Origin of the sequence: Bacillus sp. JJ664, assembly GCF_036962205.1 — a bacterium.
Lineage (GTDB): Bacteria > Bacillota > Bacilli > Bacillales > Bacillaceae_G > Gottfriedia.
In genome coordinates, this window is the sequence record NZ_JBALMS010000022.1 from 1 (window position 1) to 19,790 (window position 19,790).

At 32.7% G+C, this 19,790-nt stretch carries 22 protein-coding genes and 1 pseudogene; 19 read left to right on the forward strand and 4 right to left on the reverse strand.

What is annotated here, in order from left to right:
• Nucleotides 1-58: 58 nt before the first annotated feature.
• Complete coding sequence (locus V7056_RS03220) at nucleotides 59-604, forward strand: hypothetical protein (RefSeq protein ID WP_499699233.1); 546 nt, start codon at nucleotides 59-61, stop codon at nucleotides 602-604.
• 51 nt (nucleotides 605-655) lie between these two features.
• Here V7056_RS03220 and V7056_RS03225 read toward each other — a convergent pair whose 3' ends face one another.
• Nucleotides 656-1,480 (reverse strand): aldo/keto reductase, encoded by an 825-nt coding sequence (locus V7056_RS03225; protein WP_499699235.1) that lies wholly within the window; start codon nucleotides 1,478-1,480, stop codon nucleotides 656-658.
• A gap of 232 nt (nucleotides 1,481-1,712) precedes the next feature.
• Between V7056_RS03225 and V7056_RS03230 the strand changes: the two genes are divergently transcribed.
• Nucleotides 1,713-2,276 (forward strand): beta-class carbonic anhydrase, encoded by a 564-nt coding sequence (locus tag V7056_RS03230; protein ID WP_499699237.1) that lies wholly within the window; start codon nucleotides 1,713-1,715, stop codon nucleotides 2,274-2,276.
• Between the two features lie 44 nt (nucleotides 2,277-2,320).
• Here V7056_RS03230 and V7056_RS03235 read toward each other — a convergent pair whose 3' ends face one another.
• Nucleotides 2,321-3,097, reverse strand: coding sequence for a carbonic anhydrase (locus V7056_RS03235; RefSeq protein ID WP_499699239.1), 777 nt, complete (start codon nucleotides 3,095-3,097; stop codon nucleotides 2,321-2,323).
• A 98-nt stretch (nucleotides 3,098-3,195) separates the two neighbouring features.
• Between V7056_RS03235 and V7056_RS03240 the strand changes: the two genes are divergently transcribed.
• The 7 genes from V7056_RS03240 to V7056_RS03270 all read left to right on the forward strand — a co-directional run bounded on the left by V7056_RS03240 (nucleotide 3,196) and on the right by V7056_RS03270 (nucleotide 9,319).
• Complete coding sequence (locus tag V7056_RS03240) at nucleotides 3,196-3,903, forward strand: DNA alkylation repair protein (protein WP_499699240.1); 708 nt, start codon at nucleotides 3,196-3,198, stop codon at nucleotides 3,901-3,903.
• A gap of 45 nt (nucleotides 3,904-3,948) precedes the next feature.
• Nucleotides 3,949-4,455: a GNAT family N-acetyltransferase gene (locus V7056_RS03245; protein WP_499699242.1), complete on the forward strand. Its 507-nt coding sequence runs from the start codon at nucleotides 3,949-3,951 to the stop codon at nucleotides 4,453-4,455.
• 35 nt (nucleotides 4,456-4,490) lie between these two features.
• The gene (locus V7056_RS03250) at nucleotides 4,491-5,249 is read left to right on the forward strand and encodes a hypothetical protein (RefSeq protein ID WP_499699244.1); all 759 of its coding nucleotides are present in this window, start codon (nucleotides 4,491-4,493) and stop codon (nucleotides 5,247-5,249) included.
• A complete protein-coding gene (locus V7056_RS03255; protein ID WP_499699246.1) occupies nucleotides 5,236-5,991 on the forward strand; it encodes a hypothetical protein in 756 nt (251 codons plus the stop codon). The genes V7056_RS03250 and V7056_RS03255 overlap by 14 nt, the downstream gene beginning before the upstream one ends.
• Before the next feature lie 83 nt (nucleotides 5,992-6,074).
• Complete coding sequence (locus V7056_RS03260; protein ID WP_499699248.1) at nucleotides 6,075-6,590, forward strand: PCYCGC motif-containing (lipo)protein; 516 nt, start codon at nucleotides 6,075-6,077, stop codon at nucleotides 6,588-6,590.
• A 177-nt stretch (nucleotides 6,591-6,767) separates the two neighbouring features.
• A complete protein-coding gene (locus tag V7056_RS03265; protein ID WP_499699250.1) occupies nucleotides 6,768-7,151 on the forward strand; it encodes an ArsR/SmtB family transcription factor in 384 nt (127 codons plus the stop codon).
• A 26-nt stretch (nucleotides 7,152-7,177) separates the two neighbouring features.
• Nucleotides 7,178-9,319: a heavy metal translocating P-type ATPase gene (locus V7056_RS03270; protein WP_499699252.1), complete on the forward strand. Its 2,142-nt coding sequence runs from the start codon at nucleotides 7,178-7,180 to the stop codon at nucleotides 9,317-9,319.
• 48 nt (nucleotides 9,320-9,367) lie between these two features.
• Here V7056_RS03270 and V7056_RS03275 read toward each other — a convergent pair whose 3' ends face one another.
• Nucleotides 9,368-9,979, reverse strand: a complete 612-nt coding sequence (locus V7056_RS03275; RefSeq protein ID WP_499699254.1) for a DedA family protein — start codon at nucleotides 9,977-9,979, stop codon at nucleotides 9,368-9,370.
• Between the two features lie 348 nt (nucleotides 9,980-10,327).
• Here V7056_RS03275 and V7056_RS03280 point away from each other — a divergent pair, with 348 nt between their 5' ends.
• The 5 genes from V7056_RS03280 (at nucleotide 10,328) to V7056_RS03300 (ending at nucleotide 14,322) form a co-directional block, all read left to right on the forward strand.
• On the forward strand, nucleotides 10,328-10,738 hold the full coding sequence (locus V7056_RS03280; RefSeq protein WP_499699256.1) for a GNAT family N-acetyltransferase: 411 nt from the start codon (nucleotides 10,328-10,330) through the stop codon (nucleotides 10,736-10,738).
• Between the two features lie 32 nt (nucleotides 10,739-10,770).
• Nucleotides 10,771-11,322, forward strand: coding sequence for a GNAT family N-acetyltransferase (locus V7056_RS03285; RefSeq protein ID WP_499699258.1), 552 nt, complete (start codon nucleotides 10,771-10,773; stop codon nucleotides 11,320-11,322).
• Nucleotides 11,323-11,393: 71 nt separating this feature from the next.
• The gene (locus tag V7056_RS03290; RefSeq protein WP_499699260.1) at nucleotides 11,394-12,068 is read left to right on the forward strand and encodes an HAD family hydrolase; all 675 of its coding nucleotides are present in this window, start codon (nucleotides 11,394-11,396) and stop codon (nucleotides 12,066-12,068) included.
• 17 nt (nucleotides 12,069-12,085) lie between these two features.
• Nucleotides 12,086-13,348, forward strand: a complete 1,263-nt coding sequence (locus tag V7056_RS03295; protein ID WP_499699261.1) for an MFS transporter — start codon at nucleotides 12,086-12,088, stop codon at nucleotides 13,346-13,348.
• A gap of 23 nt (nucleotides 13,349-13,371) precedes the next feature.
• Nucleotides 13,372-14,322, forward strand: coding sequence for an aminoglycoside phosphotransferase family protein (locus V7056_RS03300; RefSeq protein ID WP_499699263.1), 951 nt, complete (start codon nucleotides 13,372-13,374; stop codon nucleotides 14,320-14,322).
• A gap of 132 nt (nucleotides 14,323-14,454) precedes the next feature.
• Here the strand turns inward: V7056_RS03300 and V7056_RS03305 are convergent, their stop codons facing one another.
• Nucleotides 14,455-14,739 carry a YciI family protein gene (locus tag V7056_RS03305; protein ID WP_499699264.1) on the reverse strand — a complete coding sequence of 95 codons (285 nt, stop codon included), beginning with the start codon at nucleotides 14,737-14,739 and terminating at the stop codon, nucleotides 14,455-14,457.
• Between the two features lie 85 nt (nucleotides 14,740-14,824).
• Here V7056_RS03305 and V7056_RS03310 point away from each other — a divergent pair, with 85 nt between their 5' ends.
• The 5 genes and pseudogenes from V7056_RS03310 to argH all read left to right on the forward strand — a co-directional run.
• On the forward strand, nucleotides 14,825-15,598 hold the full coding sequence (locus V7056_RS03310; RefSeq protein ID WP_499699266.1) for a nucleotidyltransferase domain-containing protein: 774 nt from the start codon (nucleotides 14,825-14,827) through the stop codon (nucleotides 15,596-15,598).
• Between the two features lie 75 nt (nucleotides 15,599-15,673).
• Complete coding sequence (locus V7056_RS03315) at nucleotides 15,674-16,120, forward strand: Dps family protein (RefSeq protein WP_499699328.1); 447 nt, start codon at nucleotides 15,674-15,676, stop codon at nucleotides 16,118-16,120.
• A 255-nt stretch (nucleotides 16,121-16,375) separates the two neighbouring features.
• Nucleotides 16,376-17,416: an ornithine carbamoyltransferase gene (gene argF, locus V7056_RS03320; protein WP_499699268.1), complete on the forward strand. Its 1,041-nt coding sequence runs from the start codon at nucleotides 16,376-16,378 to the stop codon at nucleotides 17,414-17,416.
• A gap of 25 nt (nucleotides 17,417-17,441) precedes the next feature.
• The gene (locus V7056_RS03325; RefSeq protein ID WP_499699270.1) at nucleotides 17,442-18,656 is read left to right on the forward strand and encodes an argininosuccinate synthase; all 1,215 of its coding nucleotides are present in this window, start codon (nucleotides 17,442-17,444) and stop codon (nucleotides 18,654-18,656) included.
• 19 nt (nucleotides 18,657-18,675) lie between these two features.
• A pseudogene (argH, locus tag V7056_RS03330) lies at nucleotides 18,676-19,790 on the forward strand (argininosuccinate lyase); the annotation flags it as partial.

Below are 19,790 nucleotides of genomic sequence, written 5' to 3' on the forward strand. Positions count from 1 at the left end.
AAGCAAATATATACTATAGTAAAACTCTTGTAAAAATCATTCTGTGGGACGTGATGAGATGAAAAAAGTTTGGTTAGTTCAAATGGTTCTGATTGTCTTACTATTTGGTTGTAAACCTCTTCAAAACGATTTGTTAGATACATCCCAATTAGAAAAAGTTGAACCAACAGGAAATCTTACAGAAGAACAATTAAAAACCATTCCAGTCACATATAATGCAACCTCTTTAGAAGAAGGGTTAGATGCGCTTCCGTTTAAGGTGAAAATTCCAAAGGATTTTCCATTCGATGCAGTTCCTCTTAAAATTTCGTCAATTGAGGATTTTCGTCAAGATCGTAAAAATGTAAGAGTTAGTTTTATGACGACAGCTAAAGATCGAACAGAAGAGATTATCTTGCTACTCGGTGTAGATAATTTCCAGGCGGAGCAAAGCGGAACGACTGAAGATGTTCATTTAGAAAAAGATGTTGTTGCTAAATTTACTGGAAATACACTTTTCTTTGAAAAAGACGGCATGAATTATACAGTTAGTTACATAAACAAGAATATATCGTCTGAACAGCATAAAAAAGACATTATCAAAATTGCTAATCAAATGTTATAAAATGGAAAAAGCACTGCGTATGCAGTGCTTTTTTATACATATACGACTGTTTTAAAAATCAAAATTATCTGGGTCTGGTCCTACACGCTTATTTGCGTTTAGTGATGCAATAGAATTCATATCATTTGTTGTTAGTTCAAAATTAAATACATCAAAGTTTTCTTGGATACGTGAAGGTGTAATTGATTTTGGTATCGCAATAACGTCACGTTGTAAATGCCAGCGAAGAACGACTTGAGCAGGTGTTTTACCGTACTTTTCAGCAAGCTCACTAATAACTGGATTCGTTAGTGCTTCGCCTCCTTGCATTAATGGACTCCAAGCTTCAATCGCAATCCCGCTATTTAAACAATAGTCACGTAGTTCATTTTGTTGTAGCATAGGGTGAAGTTCAACTTGGTCAACCATTGGTTTAATATTACGGTGTGCTGCTATATCTTCTAAATGATGAATATGGAAATTTGAAACACCAATCGCTGGTACTAATTTCTCATCATACAGTTTTTCAAGTGCTTTATACGTTTCTAAATATTTATCCTTAACCGGCCAATGAACTAAATATAAGTCTACATAGTCTAGCCCTAGCTTTTTTAGGCTATCTTCATATGCTTTTAATGTTGTATCAAAACCTTGATCGGCATTCCAAACTTTAGTTGTAATAAATAGTTCTTCTCTTGCAATACCTGATTGACGAATTGCTTCGCCTACTTGCTCTTCATTTTTGTAGACAGAAGCCGTATCGATATGTCGATAGCCAACTTCAATTGCTGTTCGAACTGCATCAACACCATCTTCAGGAGAAACTCTCCAAACACCAAAACCTAATTGAGGCATTTTTACGCCATTATGTAATGTGATAAATTGTGAAGTTTTCATTTATATTCCCTCCTAATTAAGACTAAATATAGTGTACATTATATGTTTAAAAATTCAAAAAATATAGTTTCAGATTAAAGAAAATTAATGTTTGAAAGGTTTAAATCTATAAATATTATTAGTATAATATGATAATACTATTGAAGCGAAGCGGATTAGTTGTATCTATTTCACTTTTCCTTCAAAATAGTAATATAAATAAATTCTCTTAAGTTAATTTGGAGGGAAACAAATGTTAAATAAAATACTAGAATTCAACAAAAGATTTGTAGAAAATAAGGAGTATGAACCATATTTATCAGGTAAGTTTCCAGATAAAGAAGTTGTTGTTGTCACTTGCATGGACACTCGCTTAGTTGAATTGTTACCAAAGGCTCTTGATCTACGAAATGGTGATGTAAAAATGATTAAGACGGCGGGCGCTGTAATTAGTCATCCATTTGGATCTGTTATGAGAAGTATTTTAGTATCAATTTATGAACTTGGTGCAAAAGAAGTATTGGTCATTGGTCATCACGAGTGTGGTATGGGTAATACGGATCCAGCGAGAATAAAGAAAAGAATGATTGAATCAGGTATAAAAGAGGAGAATTTAGATATTTTAAATTCATCTGGAATCGATTTAGATAAATGGTTATCTGGATTTACAGATGTATATGAGAGTGTAGGACATAGTGTTTCTATCATCAAAAACCATCCATTAATTCCAGAAAATATTGAAGTTCATGGTTTAGTTATTGATCCACATACTGGTAAATTAGAAGTCATTCATAGAGATGAAAAAACAGAATGGTAAAATGTAAAAAAGAGTTAACCTATATTGGTTAACTCTTTTTCATTTTACCATGATTCATACAAGATCCGATTATGTAATGGTTGGACGGGGCGATTGCTTGGGTAAAAATATTTTCGATAAACTCCAATTTGCTTGTTTGATAATTGAATTGGTTTTTCAAAGACAATCCATTTTAATCCTTCAGTACATGGCGGTGTTGTTAAAGAACCATTATACGTAATTTTTTTACTATTAATAGGAATGAGGGATTGAATATTTACCGATATTGATCTGTTTTCTTTTAAACTTTTGTCCTCTTTAAGAATGTTTACTATATTTTGAAACGCTTTATTGTGTGTACCTTTGTCTACAAAAATGCCAATTACTGCAATAGAATGATTACGATCTTCATGAACAAAATGAATTTCCATATCAGATTGATGTCCTTTTAGTAAATGTTCTGATGGTGTATGAAAATGAAGCTGCTTAAGTTCGTAATTTGTTCCATGTATATTGATCGTATTTGTATTACTTTCAGGGATTAATTTAATTGTCATATCTTTGATTTCTACTTTAAATTTTCCAGAATGATAGTTTATTCCTAATGGTAGTGATTTTTGAGTTGCTGATTCAAGATTAATCGGCGATTGCTCTTTGCCTTTTGAACACATGGCGTATCTTTCGTTCAGGCTTCCCCAATTATTAGGGCCAGTAGAACCTGTGTAAGACCAATCTTGACTATTTCCTGTTCCATTTTTCTTAGAGACAGTTTCCATAGAATCAAATTGACATGATGATAAAACAAACAGAAAAATAATCATAGTCATAGTAATATATTTCATTATGTACTTCCTTTCAAATAGATGTATGATACGATACATTTTAGACAACGATGATACGGGACAAACATATATTGAGTAAATAGCAAGGAGGGTACTGCATGAAATTAGATGAGATAATGAAGTCATTAAAAGAGCTGGGTACAGAGCAAACAAAAAATACGTTTATTAGGCATGGTGCAAGAGAACCATTTTATGGTGTGAAAATTGGTGATTTAAAAAAATTAGTAAAATATGTGAAAAAAGATCAAGAACTTGCACTAGCTCTATACGATACTGGTAACTCTGATGCAATGTATTTAGCGGGATTATCAATTAATCCAAAACTTATGACAAAAGAACAATTGGTAAAATGGGCAGAAGGTGCTTATTGGTTCATGATTGCTGAAAGTATAGTTGGGGCTGTGACTGCAGAAAGCTTGTATGCTTTAGAGCTTGCACGAGAATGGATGAAATCAGAAGAAGAATTAATTGAGGATTGTGGTTGGAGTACATATTCTCATTATGTATCAATCGAGCCTGATGAGAATATTGATAAAAATGAAGTTAGAGAACTATTAAAATATATTGAAAAAAATATACATAATTCGAAAAATCGAGTTCGATATACAATGAATGCCTTTGTCATAGCAGTAGGTAGCTTTATTCCCAGTTTAAATGTAGAAGCTATGTTAGTGGGAAGGAATATTGGGAAGGTTCAAGTCGATGTTGGTAATACTGCTTGTAAAGTACCAATTGCAACAGACTATATTGAAAAGGTTGAATTAAAGGGGAAATTGGGCGTTAAAAAGAAAACATGTATATGTTAAAAGTATATTGAATGATGGTTAGACAAATCGACGGGGGCGCTTTTAATGATTTTACAATCAGAACGACTAAGTATACGCAAGCTTAGGTTGGATGATTTAGAACAATTACATAAGCTACAATCAAATCCAAATGTAATGAAATATATAACAAATCGTCCGAAATCTTTAGAAGAAACTGAAAAAGAATTGAATAAAATAGTAACGTCTTATGATGAAAATCAAAGTGATTTCTTAGTATTAGCTGTTTGCCTTACTGAGAGGAATGAATTTATTGGTACATGTGCCGTGATCAAAAATGAAGAAAGAAAGAGTGAAGTTGGTTATAGATTACAAGAAGAACACTGGGGATCTGGTTATGGTTCGGAGTTAATAAGAAGACTATTAATTTACTGTTTTGAAGAAAGAAATATTGATATAGTCATCGCAAATGTAGAAACCAGAAATCACTTTTCAGTAAAAATATTAGAGAATAACGGATTTGAACTAATCAATGAAGAGTTTGATAAGGAAATTGGTGATTTCGTCAAAACATACCAGAAAGTTAAAAAGTAATCGAAAAACTTTGGTCAAATGAATAGGAGAAAACTATGAACGTACAATATCAATATGATTTTTTCCAACATGTTCCGTCCATCGTAGTCAGTCTATTAAACTATCTAGTATTTGGACTTATCATTTATTCGCTATATAAACGAAAAAAAGAAAAAACAACCCTATGGAAAGCGATAATAGTCGCTTTTATAGGTGGTATTCATTTTTCAATTAATTTAAATATCTTTTATTCATTTATTCAAATTCCAATCTTACCTATTGGTGTATGGTTATTAAAATTGGTTTGTAAAAATAGGTTTGGAAAGGTTGGATGGGGAAAGTACCGTAGTTTTGCATGGGCAGGTTTTTATATCAAATTTATTTTTATATTTACTAGCTTCTTGATTTATCCAATAGATCTTCTCCTTTATCCGAAAGACGAACTAAAAACTTTTATTACTGAAGTAGAACATCCAAGGATTATTCGTACAATTCCTAAAGTTAGTGAAGTGGAATTGGAAAACTCGAAATTAGTTCATTCAGTAGATACCTTTAAAATGAATGAATTATTCAAGGATGAAAAATGGTTTGCAGGAACGTTTCAATCAGAATCAAAAATGAAACCTATTGAAAGATTTCCATACATTTTACTTGGTACAAAACCAAAGTTCGGCAGTAATTTAAAAACCATTATTTATATTGAGAAGGATGGAAAAGGAATTTTCATTACAACGAAAAATAAACATTATTACTTTAGAAGTGATACAAACATTATTTCACCTGTTAAAGGAGGAAATAATCATGTTGAAAAATAAAAAAACAATTATTGGTTTATTAATTTTTGTCATTGCATTCATTGTTATTTATTGGTTTTATCTTTCGAAGCCAACTACATTTTATTCTGAAGCAAGGATTAAGAAAATCATAAGTCATACATATGAAGGTGAGTATGCTAAGGAAATTCAAGATATTATATTTATTGATCAAAAACATGTATTTGTGCCTTATATTTCAAAAGAAAATGGTTATGGGGTTAGTTTTTGGAAATGGCAACACCATAAATGGAAGATCGTTAATATCATTGATAAAGCTGGAACTCCACGTTTATGGAAAATAAAGCCTAACGATCCGTCTTCTTATGTCATGTTTTGGAATTATAATCCTGTTGATCGGGTGAATGAAATAAAGTTTCGTCTAGTTCGAGAAAGAAATTATATGATGTCTAATGAAAATGTATATTACGTACCCGAGATATTTTTAGAGCAGAGAGTCAGTATTCATAAAAAAACTTACGGATTTTTAACATATCCTAGTAATTGGAGTAAAATTCAAAAACTTGAGGCTGAAGCAGGAACGAGGCAAAATATATTCTTTTTACAAGAACAAGGTTATCCGTCAACCTTATCAATTTCAATGACAATATACGATAAGGACGGAAAAGAAGTATTTCCGGAAGAGTCACTAGATGGTAATGACTACTTAGTTGAGGATGAACTATTTGATTTTATTCTGTATTCGGACGATAAGGATTTCATTGATCGAGACCGTAATTACTAATTAGGTAATATTTGATTAAGCATTTGTCTTTCGTTCCAATAAACAATACAATCAACTTAGATAAATATTATTGGAGGAAAGAAATGAATCGAAAAGTAATTGTAAATGTTTTTTCAGCTTTATCTATCTCGCTTCTTTTGGCAGGTTGCAGTAGTCATAAAACAGAAGGTAATAATGATACAAGTCATAAAGGTCATGAGAATCATGAAGAGCACAGTCAAGTGAGTGATGTTCGTGAGCAAACGAAGAATAAGGAAACATTGCCTAATTTTTTAGCAGTTAAAGAGCAACAGATGCAACAAATCTATTTGCTTGCAGCACAAAACACTGATTTATTAAAAAATATTCCATGCTATTGTGGTTGTGGAGAAAGTGTTGGACATAAGAATAATTTAGATTGTTTTATTAATGAGGTAAAAGCCGATGGATCGGTTGTATGGGATAGTCATGCGACAACTTGTGTTAACTGTTTGGAAATCGCATTAGAATCAGCAACATTAAAACAAAAAGGTAAAACGAATTTAGAAATTCGAAAGTATATAGATGATAAATATAAAGACGGTTATGCGAAACCAACTGATACGCCGATGCCTTCTTAAAAAAAGAAACAGTGACTTTTATGTGAAAACATAAGGTCACTTTTTTGTTTTCTGGAAGAAAATTATTTTTTCTATAATTTTCTAAAAATTTTTTTGACATATATGAACAGTTGCTCATATAATAAATGTATAGAAAACATATGAATGATTGCTCATGTATATATAGGAGGAATAGAAATGATCGAGGAAAAGAAAAAGAAGGATGAAGTTTGTGATGAAAGTTGTACGCAAACTGTTATGCATGAGGATACGATACTGATTGTAAAAGAGAAGATGTTAAATATAGAAGTACTAACTGGAGTGGCTGACTTATTTAAAGTTTTAGGTGATAAAACTAGAACAAGAATTTTACATGCACTTAGTCAGTCTGAGATGTGTGTTTGTGATTTGGCTTATTTGCTAGACATGACGCAATCTTCTATCTCTCATCAATTGCGTGTATTAAAACAAGCGCATTTAGTAAAAAATCGTAAAGAAGGAAAAGTAGTTTATTATTCTTTAGCAGATAGCCATGTAACAGAGATTTTCAATCAAGCACTTGAACATATTTTAGAGGATTAAATAAAAGTGTTTGCTGTGGAGAGGGGTTGAAGGTAGTGAGTACGGGGCAAAAACAAATAAATAGTGAATTAAAATTAGAGGGTTTAGATTGTGCAAATTGTGCAATGAAAATAGAGAAAGGCGTTTCCACAATCAATGGTGTAGATGCCGTTTCAGTCAATTTTGCAACATTAACTATGACAATTACTTCAACAGTGGAGCAACAAGAAGCAGTTGTGAATGAAGCGAAAAATAAAATTCGAAATTTAGAACCGCATATTAATCCGTTAACAAAAGAAGAAGTTGAATCAAAAGATACGAAGAATGAAAAATCAACGATGAATCCAGAAACGAAAAAATTGATTATGAAGCTTTGTGTAGGTGGAGTGCTTCTACTTCTTGCACAAATACTAAACCTACCTGACTTATTCACGATATTACTTTTTGTATCTGCCTATTTAATTGCTGGTGTGGATGTTGTTTTAAAAGCCATCCGAAATATTTTTAAGGGGCAGGTTTTTGATGAGAATTTCTTAATGGGTGTTGCGACTATTGGGGCTTTTATTATTGGGGAATATCCAGAAGCAGTTGCCGTTATGTTGTTCTATCAATTAGGTGAGCTGTTCCAAAGTATAGCTGTTAATCGATCTCGTAAATCGATCTCAAAGTTAATGGATATTCGTCCAGATTACGCAAATGTAAAGGATGGTCACCACACTAGAAAAATATCTCCAGAAGACGTAAAAATAGGAGATACGATTGTCGTAAAACCAGGGGAAAGAATTCCATTAGATGGTCTTGTTCGTTTAGGTTCAACGAGTGTCGATACTTCGGCATTAACGGGTGAGTCATTACCAAGAGAAGTGGTTGAAGGTGATGAAGTATTAAGTGGATTTATTAATTTACAAGGTGTTTTAGAAATTGAGGTGACAAAAGAATTTAAGGAATCTACAGTTTCAAAAATTTTAGAGTTAGTTCAAAATGCTACATACAAAAAAGCACCAACTGAAAACTTTATCACAAAATTTGCAAAGGTTTATACGCCAATTGTCGTGATTACAGCTGCATTGATCGCAGTTATTCCACCATTCATCATTTCGGGTGAATCACTATATGATTGGGTATACAAAGCGTTAATCTTTCTAGTTATATCATGTCCATGTGCATTAGTTGTTTCAATACCGTTAGGCTTCTTCGGAGGAATTGGAGCAGCTTCAAAAGCAGGTGTATTAGTAAAGGGAAGTAACTATTTAGAGGCATTAAATGATGTGAAATATATTGTATTTGATAAAACAGGAACTTTAACAAAAGGGCAATTTAAAGTTAGTTCAATTTTACCTGCGAATGGAAAATCTAAGGATGGATTACTTGAAATAGCGGCCTATGCAGAGCACTTTTCAAATCATCCTATAGCCATATCTATTCGAAATGAATATGAAAAAGAAATTGAAGCTGAAAAACTATCAAATTATCAAGAAATAGCCGGCCATGGTATTTCCGTTTCTTATAATGGTGATGAAATACTTGCTGGAAATGTAAAGTTGATGGAACGTCATCATATTTTATATATCCCAAATAAAGAGGCAGGAACAACAATTTACCTTGCTAAAAACAATCAGTTTATCGGTTCAATCATTATTTCTGATCAACTGAAGGAAGATGCGAAGAAAGCAATATCAGGACTTAAACAAATCGGTGTTCAAAAAACGATTATGCTAACTGGAGATTCTAAGTCGGTTGCAAAAAAAATAGGTAATTTGGTTGGTATTGATGAAATGTATGCTGAATTACTTCCACATCAAAAAGTAGAACAACTAGAAAAGCTGGAAAGTAAGAAAGCAAAAAATGAAAAAATTGCATTTGTGGGTGATGGTATTAACGATGCACCAGTATTAGCTAGAGCTGATGTTGGTATTGCAATGGGGGGATTAGGCTCAGATGCAGCAATAGAGGCTGCAGATGTCGTATTGATGTCAGATGAACCATCTAAAATTGTGGACGCAATAAAAATTGCAAAGCGAACTAGAACTATCGTTTGGCAAAATATTATGTTTGCACTTACAGTAAAAGGCTTTTTCTTATTATTAGGTGTCATTGGAATCGCAACAATGTGGGAAGCTGTTATTTCTGATGTAGGTGTAACAGTATTAGCAGTATTAAATTCAATGAGAATATTAAGAATGAAATAAAAAAGAACAAATCTAACGTCTGTGGTTAGGTTTGTTCTTTTTTATTTGTTACGCAGAACGTCTTTTTTTCTTAATAAAGATAAATACCAATATACCCAATCCTACAGCTAAAATTGCATAGATGATATTTGAATATACATCCATATACGATACGATTTTTTCCCATGAAGAACCAACTGAAGCTCCTACAGTTACTAAAATTGTGTTCCATATTAGTGAACCAAGTGTAGTAAACAATAAAAAGATCCAAAAATTCATACGTGACATGCCCGCTGGAATTGAGATTAAACTACGAATGAGCGGAATCAGTCTACAGAAAAATACAGTCCATACGCCATATTTTGTAAACCATTCATTTGCTTTATGAACATCCTTCTTTGTTAAACGAAGAATATGTCCCGATTTATCTACAATTTTTTCGAGTTTTTGTACATTAAGTAATGTGCCAATTCCAAAAAGTAATATAGCACCAAATACAGAGCCTACTGTTGAAAAGAAAATAACCCCTGTTTTCGTTAAAGTTGAAGTTGTTGTCATAAAACCACCAAAGGTTAGAATGACCTCAGAAGGTATTGGAGGAAATAAATTTTCAAGTGCAATTAAAAGAAAAATCCCCAAATATCCAAAAGATTCCATTGTTTCAATTATCCAATTTTGCATCAAGTATACTCCTAGAATTAATTTTCATCGTTAAAGTAGAGCAAGTAAAAACATCATAACATTGTGCAAAATATACTATGTATTTAGTATCCTTTGCAAGTTTTTTGAGGTTATCTTTTGGTAAAATAGATTGTGAGAACAATATTGAAAGAATTGTAGAAGATAAAACGGTAAGAATGATGAAAAGAGAAATGAATATGATTCATTTAATTAACCTTTATCTTGCGTTGATTATTATTAAGTTTCATCAGCAAAAGTATCGACGCAAAATTTGTGTTTAAAACGCCAGAGGAATTATGCGTGGTAATCGAGAATTAGGTAAAATCAAATAAAGAATAGGTGATAAAGATGTCTGTTAATTATGAAGTAATGAATGAAGTTCCAAGTGCAAAGGAATATGTATCTTTGAGAGTATTAGCTGGATTGAGTCCAAAGGATTTAAAAGCTTCAGAGATTGGATTAAGAAATTCAATTTATGCTGTGACGATTAGAAATCAAACTACATTAATCGGCATGGGTAGAATCATTGGAGACGGCGGCTGTTTTTATCAAATCGTAGATATAGCTGTAGATCCTGTTTACCAAGGTCAAGGACTTGGTAAAAGAATCATGACTGAGCTAATTAATTTTCTAGAGACACAGGTCCCAAAAGGTGCTTATGTGAGCCTAATCGCTGATGTGCCAGCTGATAAATTATATGAGAAATTTGGATTCAATTATACTTCACCAAAATCAGTAGGAATGTATAGGGCTTTTTAAGTTATATTTGAAGGATCTTAGGGGGAACGAGAATGTTTAAAATTCAAATTGATGCAAATCTTTCTATTAATTTATTAACACCAAAATATGCAGAAACGCTTGTAGAGTCTCTTACAAAAAATCAATCGGCATTAAAAGAATGGTTGATATGGGCAGAAACAATCCCAACTATAGAAGAATATCAAAAAACAATTATACCAATGTGGTTGCAGAAGTTTGCTGACAATAATGGTTTTGAAACAGGTATCTTTTATCAAAACGAATTAATTGGAATGGTTGGATTACATTATATTGATCAAACAAATAAAGCAACAGAAATAGGGTATTGGTTAAGCAATACGATGCAAGGTAAGGGGTTTATGACCCGTGTTGTAGAGTATTTAGTTACATATTGCTTTAATGAGCTAAGTCTGAATCGAGTTGTCATTAGAGCGGCAGTTGAAAATCAAAAGAGTCGTGCAATCCCACTACGCCTAGGTTTTAAAGAGGAAGGAATACTTCGTGAGGCTCAACAAATAAGAGGTAGCTTTTATGATTTAGCAATATACAGTATGTTAAAAAATGAGTGGGAAACTAATAAATAAATGTCACACGTTAGCTCTAATTGCTAGCGTTTCTTTTTGGTCTTTTTAAGCTAAAGGAAGTGGAGAAGAATATGAAAAACTATGAAACTATACTATTTGATTTAGATGGAACGTTAACAGATCCAAAAGAAGGAATCATAAAATCAATCGAGTATGCTTTACGAAAAATGGGGCTGATTGAAATGGAAGAATCGGAGCTTTTACCATTTATAGGGCCACCAATTCAGCAGTCATTTTCAGAAGTATGCGGCATGAATAAAAATGAAGTAGCTAGAGCAGTGCATTTTTATCGCGAGTATTTTACTGAAAATGGTATGATTGAAAATAAAGTTTATAGTGGAATTCCTCAACTACTAAATGAATTAAAAGAAGCTGGAAAAAAGCTATTTGTAGCGACTTCAAAGCCAACTGTATTTGCGAAGGAAATTTTAAAGTTTTTTCAATTAGATCATTATTTTATTGAAATTGTTGGCAGCAATCTTGATGGCACTAGAATCAATAAAAAAGAAATTATTGAATGGATTTGTCAAAAGTATTTGCAATTTTCAGATGGGGAGGTTGTAATGGTTGGCGATCGTTCTCATGACATTATTGGAGCAAATTTGAACGGAATTGAATCGATCGGTGTGATGTATGGCTACGGAACAAAGGAAGAATTAGAACAAGTAAATGCTAGTTACGTTGTTGGTACTGTCGAAGAGTTAAGAACAATTTTACGAATTGAAAGTACGGTTAAGATTTTGTGAAAATAGGAGGAATGATTATGAATTCAAAAAAAGTGCATTACGCGTGGATCATTCTAATTGTAACTTTTTTATCCGTAATTGTGGCGGCAGTAACGAATACCATGTCAGGTGTGATGATGATCCCTTTCGAGGAAGAATTCGGTTGGAGTAGAGCGTCTATATCTGGCGCATTCGCTATCTGTATTACCCTTGTAGGTTTTTCAGGTCCATTTGTTGCAGGGCTTTTTCAAAAGTTTACTGTTCGAAAAGTATTGTTAATTGGAATGGGAACATTATTATTAGCTTTATTGTTAACTACTTTGATGACTCAAATTTGGCATTTATATATCATATGGGGCGTAATAATTGGCTTGAGTGCAGGTGCATTTTTAACAGTGCTTAATACATATGTTGCAACTACTTGGTTTGAAAAAAAACGAGGTTTAGCGTTAGGTCTTTTAACATCAAGTTCAGCAGCGGGGCAACTTGTTTTTTTACCATTGTTAGCATATGTAGTCGGAAACTTTTCATGGAGAAGTGCTATATTAACAATTTTTGGATTTGGTCTGATCATCTATTTATGTATTTGGATCTTTATGAAGAATGATCCTGCAGATGTAGGTGTATTACCGCTTGGTGCAAAAGAAAGTAATCCATTAAACAGCAATCGAGTTAATCCAATTAAAGCAGCATTTGATGGTTTAAAGCTAGGCATAAAATCTAAAGTATTTTGGTTACTAGCAGGTAGCTTTTTTATCTGTGGTTTTTCAACAAGTGGATTAATTGGAACGCATTTTATTTCACTTTGTATAGGCTATGGCTATAAAGAAGTTACGGCGGCAAGTTTACTAGCATTTATGGGGATTTTTAATATTATTGGTACAACACTTTCAGGTTACTTCTCAGATCGACTCGATAATCGATGGTTGCTATTTTGGTACTATGGTTTAAGAGGGTTGTCCCTACTTGTCTTACCGTTTGCTTTATCTACAAACTCAGTCTTCTTTTTAGCGGCCTTTGCAATATTTTATGGTCTTGACTGGATTGCAACTGTTCCGCCTACCATTAAATTAGCAACAGATCATTTTGGGAAGGATAAAGTAGGCGTTATCTATGGTTGGATTTATTCTGCACATCAATTAGGTGCTGGTGCAGCAGCGTATGGTGGTGGCCTTGTGTATTCATGGTTTAATGCATATCAATCAATCTTTTTTGCTGCGGGTATTTTCTGTATCTTTGCGACATTATTTGTTTTAAACATTAAAAGGAAGACTGTCATCGATCAAAATTTATCTGCTTAATGCTTTGTTTAAAGGGGAATCACATGACATATTTAAATAAAATTACAAAAGAGAAATATAGAGTAATGAAAGATAAGGATTGTTATTGGGAAGGAAAAATTAAAAAAATAGCAAGTAATGAAAATTTAGAATATAACAATCTAACGCGATTTACATATGGTGGAAATATTGTTTTTAGTATCGATGGAAAGCTCGTCATTAAGCTATTTCCGACGTATGTGAATGATGAATTTATAAAAGAAAAGGCAGTACTAGAACATTTAAATCAACAACAACTTTCTGTAGAAATTCCAAAAATACATTCAACCGGACAATTTGAAGGTTGGAATTACATCATCATGACTGAACTCAAGGGTACTTTATTAATTGATATATTTGATACCTTATCTATTGAGGAAAAAGCACAAATCGCTAAAGATTTAGGGGAATTGATTAAAGAGGTTCATTCCGCAACTATTACAAGTGATATAAATGAACAAACTGAATGGAATCATTTTGTAAATGCTCAGTTTGAAAAGTTAGCCGAACATCATAAACTGAATGAATTAGATGATCAATTTCAAAATCAACTGTCTGAGTATGCCAAATTAGAAACGCTAAAGAGCTCAAACCAGCTTGTCTTACTAACAGGTGAGTATACGCCGTTTAATTTAATCATGAATAAGGAAAATGGAATGTGGAAGTTTACTGGTTTAATTGATTTTGCTGATTGTTTTGTAGGTAATTCAACATATGATTTACTCGGTCCAATCGCATTTATGTTTTATCCAAACAAAGGGTTAAATCGAATGTTTTTGGAAAGCTATGGATATAAACATGAAGAGTTAAACGAGGGCTTCCAAAAGGAATTAATGACCTATTTATTACTTCATCGCTTTAGCAATATTCCCTACTATCAACAAAAATCGGAATCTGCAAAGAATGCACAAAGCATTGAAGAGCTTGAAAAGATTATCTTTAATTTTGAAGTTTAAAGGGAATAGTGTCTGTCGAACAATAAAATTAACGAGCATGAAAGAGCCATAAAAAGGATATCAGTTTGTAGATAAAATATAAAAACTAAGAGATTCAGACAAAGAGCCTTCGAATGAAGGCTCTTTTTTACTTTACGATAATGCAATCATAAATGGATATAATTCTGCTGTCATGACTTTCAGTTTAATAGCAGGGTCGTTATTCATGATTTCTTCTGCTTGTTGTCTGTTTTCAGTATGTAAAATGACAATGCCAAATTCAGCTTGTTCTGTTCTACCTGCTAAAAAAACTGTTTTTTCATTATTTAACTTTTGGAGATATAAAAAATGCTCTGAAACAATACCTCTTTCAGTTTCAGTCGAATCCTGTAAAAAGGTTGAACGGGTTGGCTTTAGAACATAAATATAGTTTTCCAAATGAACTCACATCCAATCGTGTTATATTACTAATAATATAGCATGTATTATTTGAGTTTTGTGAATATAAGGAGGAGTCTAGCTGATGAAGAAATTAATCTTAGAGAAACTGAAACAAATTGAAGTTGAACATAATGTGAAAGTTTTATTTGCTGTTGAATCAGGTAGTAGAGCATGGGGATTTCCTTCTAAAGATAGTGATTTTGATGTAAGGTTTGTATACGTTCATGAAGAGGATTGGTATATAAGCATTGACCAGAACCGTGATGTCATTGAGTATCCGATAAATGAGATGCTTGATATTAGTGGCTGGGACGTTCGGAAGGCATTACAATTATTTGCAAAATCAAATCCTGCATTACTAGAGTGGTTAAGATCTCCAATTGTTTATTATGATCAACTAACACTTTCAGAGGATCTACGGAGTATTGGAAATGAGATTCTTTCTAAGAAAGCATGTATTTACCATTATCTTCACATGGCACGAGGGAATTATCGAGATTATTTGCAGCATGAAGATGTAAAAATTAAGAAATACTTTTATGTATTACGCCCTTTACTAGCATGCATGTGGATTGAAAAATTTCAAGAAATTCCACCTATTTTATTTGATGATTTATTAAGAATCGATGGTTTAGATGAATTATTTTTAAAGGAAGTAATAGCATTATTAAAGCGTAAGAAACAAGGTGAAGAGCTAGATTTAGAACCTAGAAAAAAAGTATTAAATGATTTTATTGAAGACAAGCTTACATATTTTGAGGAGTATGTAAAGGGGATTACCGAATCAAATGCAATGGATATAGAACATTTAAACAAGCTATTTCGAAAAACACTTAACCAGTCTTGGGCCAAATAGGAATATTCTATTAGCATATTGGGAAAAATTTCTTTGTATTTTAATAAATATTTGAATATCAAAATGCATTGGAGTGTGAATGGATTGGCAAATTTAGAAGGACTATTAAATCAGCAACTTGCTAACTGGAATGTACTTTACGTGAAACTACATAATTATCATTGGTACGTTAAAGGCCCAAACTTTTTTACTTTACATGAAAAATTTGAATTGTATTATGACGAAGCAAAGGTCATGGTAGACGAATTGGGTGAACGAATATTAACGATTGGTGCAAAGCCAATTGCTACGCTTCGTGAATATTTAGAAACAGCAACTATTAAAGAAGGTAATCATACATTTTCAGCAGAAGAAATGGTTGCAGACTTAATTAAAGATTATGAAAAAATGGTACAAGAATCTAGAGATGTTATTTCTATAGCAGAAGAAAGCAATGATCAAGAAACAGCAGACTTATTTTTAGGTAAAATTGCAGAAATTGAAAAAATGCTATGGATGCTTAAGTCATTCTTGAATAAATGAATAAATATTAATTTAGGTGGATTGGGACACAAAAAAGTGTATACCAATCCATCTTTTTTTATTTGTAAAATATGCTAGTTGATTCGCAGTTAGATACTGTGAAATCTCTGGTTTTAAGGTTTTTTTATTTTGTTTGATATAATTCTTTTTAAAAAAATGGGAAAATAGGCAAAAAATAAATTGTATAATTATTTATAGTTAGGTATAATTATACATTATATAAGTCAGGTGAGATTCCAAAAGGGAGATGGTTAAATGAATAAGGCTTTAGCAAAAACACATGTTAAACAAAATAGCTTTAAACAGAAATCCTCGTGGAGTATAACAAAAAATAATGATAGTCCAGTAGATTGGTCTAATTTTAAGGATAAAGATTTTCTTACGATCAGTCAGTTTTCATCTAGTGAATTATTATTCTTGATAGAGAAAGCATTAGAATTTAAAAACATGCAAAAGGCTGGAAAATTAATGCCTTATTTAAAAAATAAAGTGTTAGGGATGATTTTTGAAAAAAGTTCGACTAGAACACGATTGTCATTTGAAATTGCAATGAAGCAATTAGGCGGAGATGCAATATTTATGAGCAGTAAAGATTTACAGATTGGTAGAGGCGAAAGTGTGCATGATACAGCGAAAGTTATGTCGCGCTATGTTGATGGTGTAATGATCAGAGCATATTCTCATGAGATGGTCGCTGAATTTGCTGAACATGCTTCTATACCGGTAATCAATGGGTTAACAGATATACATCATCCGGCACAAATTATGGCTGATTTATTAACTATTTTAGAACAAAAAGGTAGATTAAAAGGCTTGAAGATTAGTTATATCGGAGATGGCAATAACAATGTATGTCATTCATTAATTGAAGGCTCAGCTAAATTAGGAATTCATTTGACGATTTCATGTCCATCAGGATATGAGCCGAATAAAGTGGTTTTGCAGTCTATGAAGCATGTGGCAAAAACAACTGGAAGTTTAATAGATGTAGTGAATAATCCAGTGGATGGCGTAAAAGATGCAGATGTTGTTGTCACAGATGTTTGGACCAGTATGGGGCAAGAAGAAGAAACTGAAAAGCGACTGAAAATTTTTAGTTCATATCAAGTTAATGATCAACTTCTGGAGAATGCAAAAAATGATTATTTATTTATGCATTGCCTTCCAGCCCATAGAGGTGAAGAAGTAACTGCTTCAGTTATTGATGGAAAGCATTCTGTCGTATTTGATGAAGCTGAAAATCGTTTGCATGCTCAAAAGGCAATATTGGTTGCTTTAATGGGTACAGACTTGTAATTACATTTTGAGGGGGAAAATAGAAATGGGAAAAGAAAAAATAGTTTTAGCATATTCAGGTGGATTAGATACTTCAGTATGTATTAAATGGTTACAGGATAAATATGAGTACGATGTAATTGCTCTATGTTTAGATTTAGGAGAAGGAAAAGATGTGGAATTCGTACGACAAAAAGCATTAGATTTAGGTGCTATTAAATCCTATATGATTGATGCAAAAGAGCTGTTTGCGTCAGAATATCTTTTACCAGCATTAAAAGCGAATGCATTATATGAAGGGAAGTATCCGTTATCGTCTGCGTTATCTAGACCATTAATCGCCAAGTTATTAGTTGATGTTGCAAAACAAGAAGGGGCGGTAGCAGTAGCACATGGTTGCACTGGGAAAGGAAATGATCAAGTGCGATTTGAAGTTTCTGTCATGGCTTTAGACCCAACACTAAAGGTGGTTGCACCGGTAAGAGAATGGGGAATGACTCGAGACGAAGAAATTGAATATGCGAATGAAAATGGCGTACCTATTCCAGTAGATTTAGACAATCCTTTTTCAATTGATGCGAATATTTGGGGAAGAGCATGTGAAGCAGGGGTACTTGAAAATCCATGGAATGAAGCACCAGAGGAAGCTTTTGCATGGACGAATAGTATAGAACAATCACCAGATTCACCCGAATATGTGGAGATTGAATTTATAAAAGGAAAGCCAGTTGCGTTAAATGGTCATTCATTGGGCTTAGTGAGTTTAATTGAAGAATTAAATCATATAGGTGGAAAGCATGGGGTTGGAAGAATCGATCATATCGAAAATAGATTAGTAGGAATTAAATCTCGTGAAGTATATGAAAACCCAGCTGCTCTTATTTTAATTAATGCCCATAAAGAGTTAGAGTTTCTTACACTACCTCGTGAAGTAACAAATTTTAAAATCAATATTGAACAACAGTTTTCAAAATCACTTTACGATGGTTTATGGTATTCACCTTTAATGCAAGCATTAGATGCATTTATTCAAACGACTCAGGAAACTGTTACTGGTACAGTACGCGTTAAATTATATAAAGGAAATCATAATGTTGTTGGTAGAAAATCAGATTACAGTTTATATAATGAAGAACTTGCAACTTATTCAAAAGGAGATCTTTTTGATCATCAAGCAGCAATCGGATTTATTAAGCTTTGGGGCTTACCGACAAAAGTATTTAGCGAAGTAACAACTCAAAAAACAGTATTCGTAAAATAATCATATAATGGAGGCTATCATGTCAAAGCTTTGGGGTGGACGTTTTACAAAGGATACAAATAAATTAGTAGAAGAATTTACAGCTTCAATTCAATTTGATCAAATCATGGCTAATGAAGATATCGCGGGAAGTATTGCACATGCTACGATGCTTGGTGAATGTGGAATTATTGATCAAAGCGATGCTGCGTTAATCATAACAGGTTTAAATAAAATTTTAATTAAAATTAAGAACAACGAAGTTCAATTTAGTGTTGAGAATGAAGACATACACATGAATATCGAAAGTATGTTAATAGAAGAAATTGGACCTGTTGGGGGTAAATTGCATACAGGTCGAAGTCGAAATGATCAAGTTGCGACAGATATGCACTTATACTTACGAAATAAAACTGAGTCAATTATCGGATTAATAGAAAACGTACAATCAATAATTGTGAAAAAGGCAAAACAGCATGTGCATACAATAATGCCTGGATATACTCATCTTCAACGTGCTCAACCAGTATCATTTGCACATCATCTTCTAGCATATTTTTGGATGCTTGAACGAGATAAGGGGCGTTATAAAGATAGTTTAAAACGAATCAATATATCACCTTTAGGAGCGGGAGCATTAGCGGGTACAACATTTCCAATTAATCGTAAGCGAACTGCTGATTTGCTAGGATTCTCCGATATTTATTTAAACAGTTTAGATGCTGTTAGTGATCGTGATTTCATAGTAGAGTTCCTTTCACATTCAGCTCTATTAATGTCACATATTTCTAGGTTATCTGAGGAACTTGTTATTTGGTCTAGTCAAGAATTCCAATTCGTGGAGCTTGATGATGCGTTTTGTACTGGTTCGAGTATCATGCCTCAAAAGAAAAATCCTGATGTTCCTGAATTATTGCGTGGGAAGACAGGGCGAGTATATGGAAGCTTGATGGGCTTATTAACGGTCTTAAAAGCGTTACCTTTAGCATATAACAAAGATATGCAGGAAGATAAAGAAGGTATGTTTGATACAGTTTATACAGTTGAAGGATCTTTACAACTTCTTTCAGGTATTATTGAATCAATGAAAGTAAATGAAAGCAAGATGTATGAAGCTGTACAAAAGGATTACTCAAATGCAACTGATCTTGCAGA

Bases quoted from the DNA above. Each gene is read 5' to 3' on its own strand.
- V7056_RS03290 (WP_499699260.1), top strand. From the start codon at position 11,394: ATGAAAAACTATGAAACTATACTATTTGATTTAGATGGAACGTTAACA.
- V7056_RS03225 (WP_499699235.1), bottom strand. From the start codon at position 1,480: ATGAAAACTTCACAATTTATCACATTACATAATGGCGTAAAAATGCCT.
- V7056_RS03285 (WP_499699258.1), top strand. From the start codon at position 10,771: ATGTTTAAAATTCAAATTGATGCAAATCTTTCTATTAATTTATTAACA.
- V7056_RS03295 (WP_499699261.1), top strand. From the start codon at position 12,086: ATGAATTCAAAAAAAGTGCATTACGCGTGGATCATTCTAATTGTAACT.
- V7056_RS03300 (WP_499699263.1), top strand. From the start codon at position 13,372: ATGACATATTTAAATAAAATTACAAAAGAGAAATATAGAGTAATGAAA.
- V7056_RS03280 (WP_499699256.1), top strand. From the start codon at position 10,328: ATGTCTGTTAATTATGAAGTAATGAATGAAGTTCCAAGTGCAAAGGAA.
- argF (WP_499699268.1), top strand. From the start codon at position 16,376: ATGAATAAGGCTTTAGCAAAAACACATGTTAAACAAAATAGCTTTAAA.
- V7056_RS03255 (WP_499699246.1), top strand. From the start codon at position 5,236: ATGTTGAAAAATAAAAAAACAATTATTGGTTTATTAATTTTTGTCATT.
- V7056_RS03265 (WP_499699250.1), top strand. From the start codon at position 6,768: ATGATCGAGGAAAAGAAAAAGAAGGATGAAGTTTGTGATGAAAGTTGT.
- V7056_RS03275 (WP_499699254.1), bottom strand. From the start codon at position 9,979: ATGCAAAATTGGATAATTGAAACAATGGAATCTTTTGGATATTTGGGG.
- V7056_RS03260 (WP_499699248.1), top strand. From the start codon at position 6,075: ATGAATCGAAAAGTAATTGTAAATGTTTTTTCAGCTTTATCTATCTCG.
- V7056_RS03240 (WP_499699240.1), top strand. From the start codon at position 3,196: ATGAAATTAGATGAGATAATGAAGTCATTAAAAGAGCTGGGTACAGAG.
- V7056_RS03325 (WP_499699270.1), top strand. From the start codon at position 17,442: ATGGGAAAAGAAAAAATAGTTTTAGCATATTCAGGTGGATTAGATACT.
- V7056_RS03250 (WP_499699244.1), top strand. From the start codon at position 4,491: ATGAACGTACAATATCAATATGATTTTTTCCAACATGTTCCGTCCATC.
- V7056_RS03220 (WP_499699233.1), top strand. From the start codon at position 59: ATGAAAAAAGTTTGGTTAGTTCAAATGGTTCTGATTGTCTTACTATTT.
- V7056_RS03245 (WP_499699242.1), top strand. From the start codon at position 3,949: ATGATTTTACAATCAGAACGACTAAGTATACGCAAGCTTAGGTTGGAT.
- V7056_RS03310 (WP_499699266.1), top strand. From the start codon at position 14,825: ATGAAGAAATTAATCTTAGAGAAACTGAAACAAATTGAAGTTGAACAT.
- V7056_RS03230 (WP_499699237.1), top strand. From the start codon at position 1,713: ATGTTAAATAAAATACTAGAATTCAACAAAAGATTTGTAGAAAATAAG.
- V7056_RS03235 (WP_499699239.1), bottom strand. From the start codon at position 3,097: ATGAAATATATTACTATGACTATGATTATTTTTCTGTTTGTTTTATCA.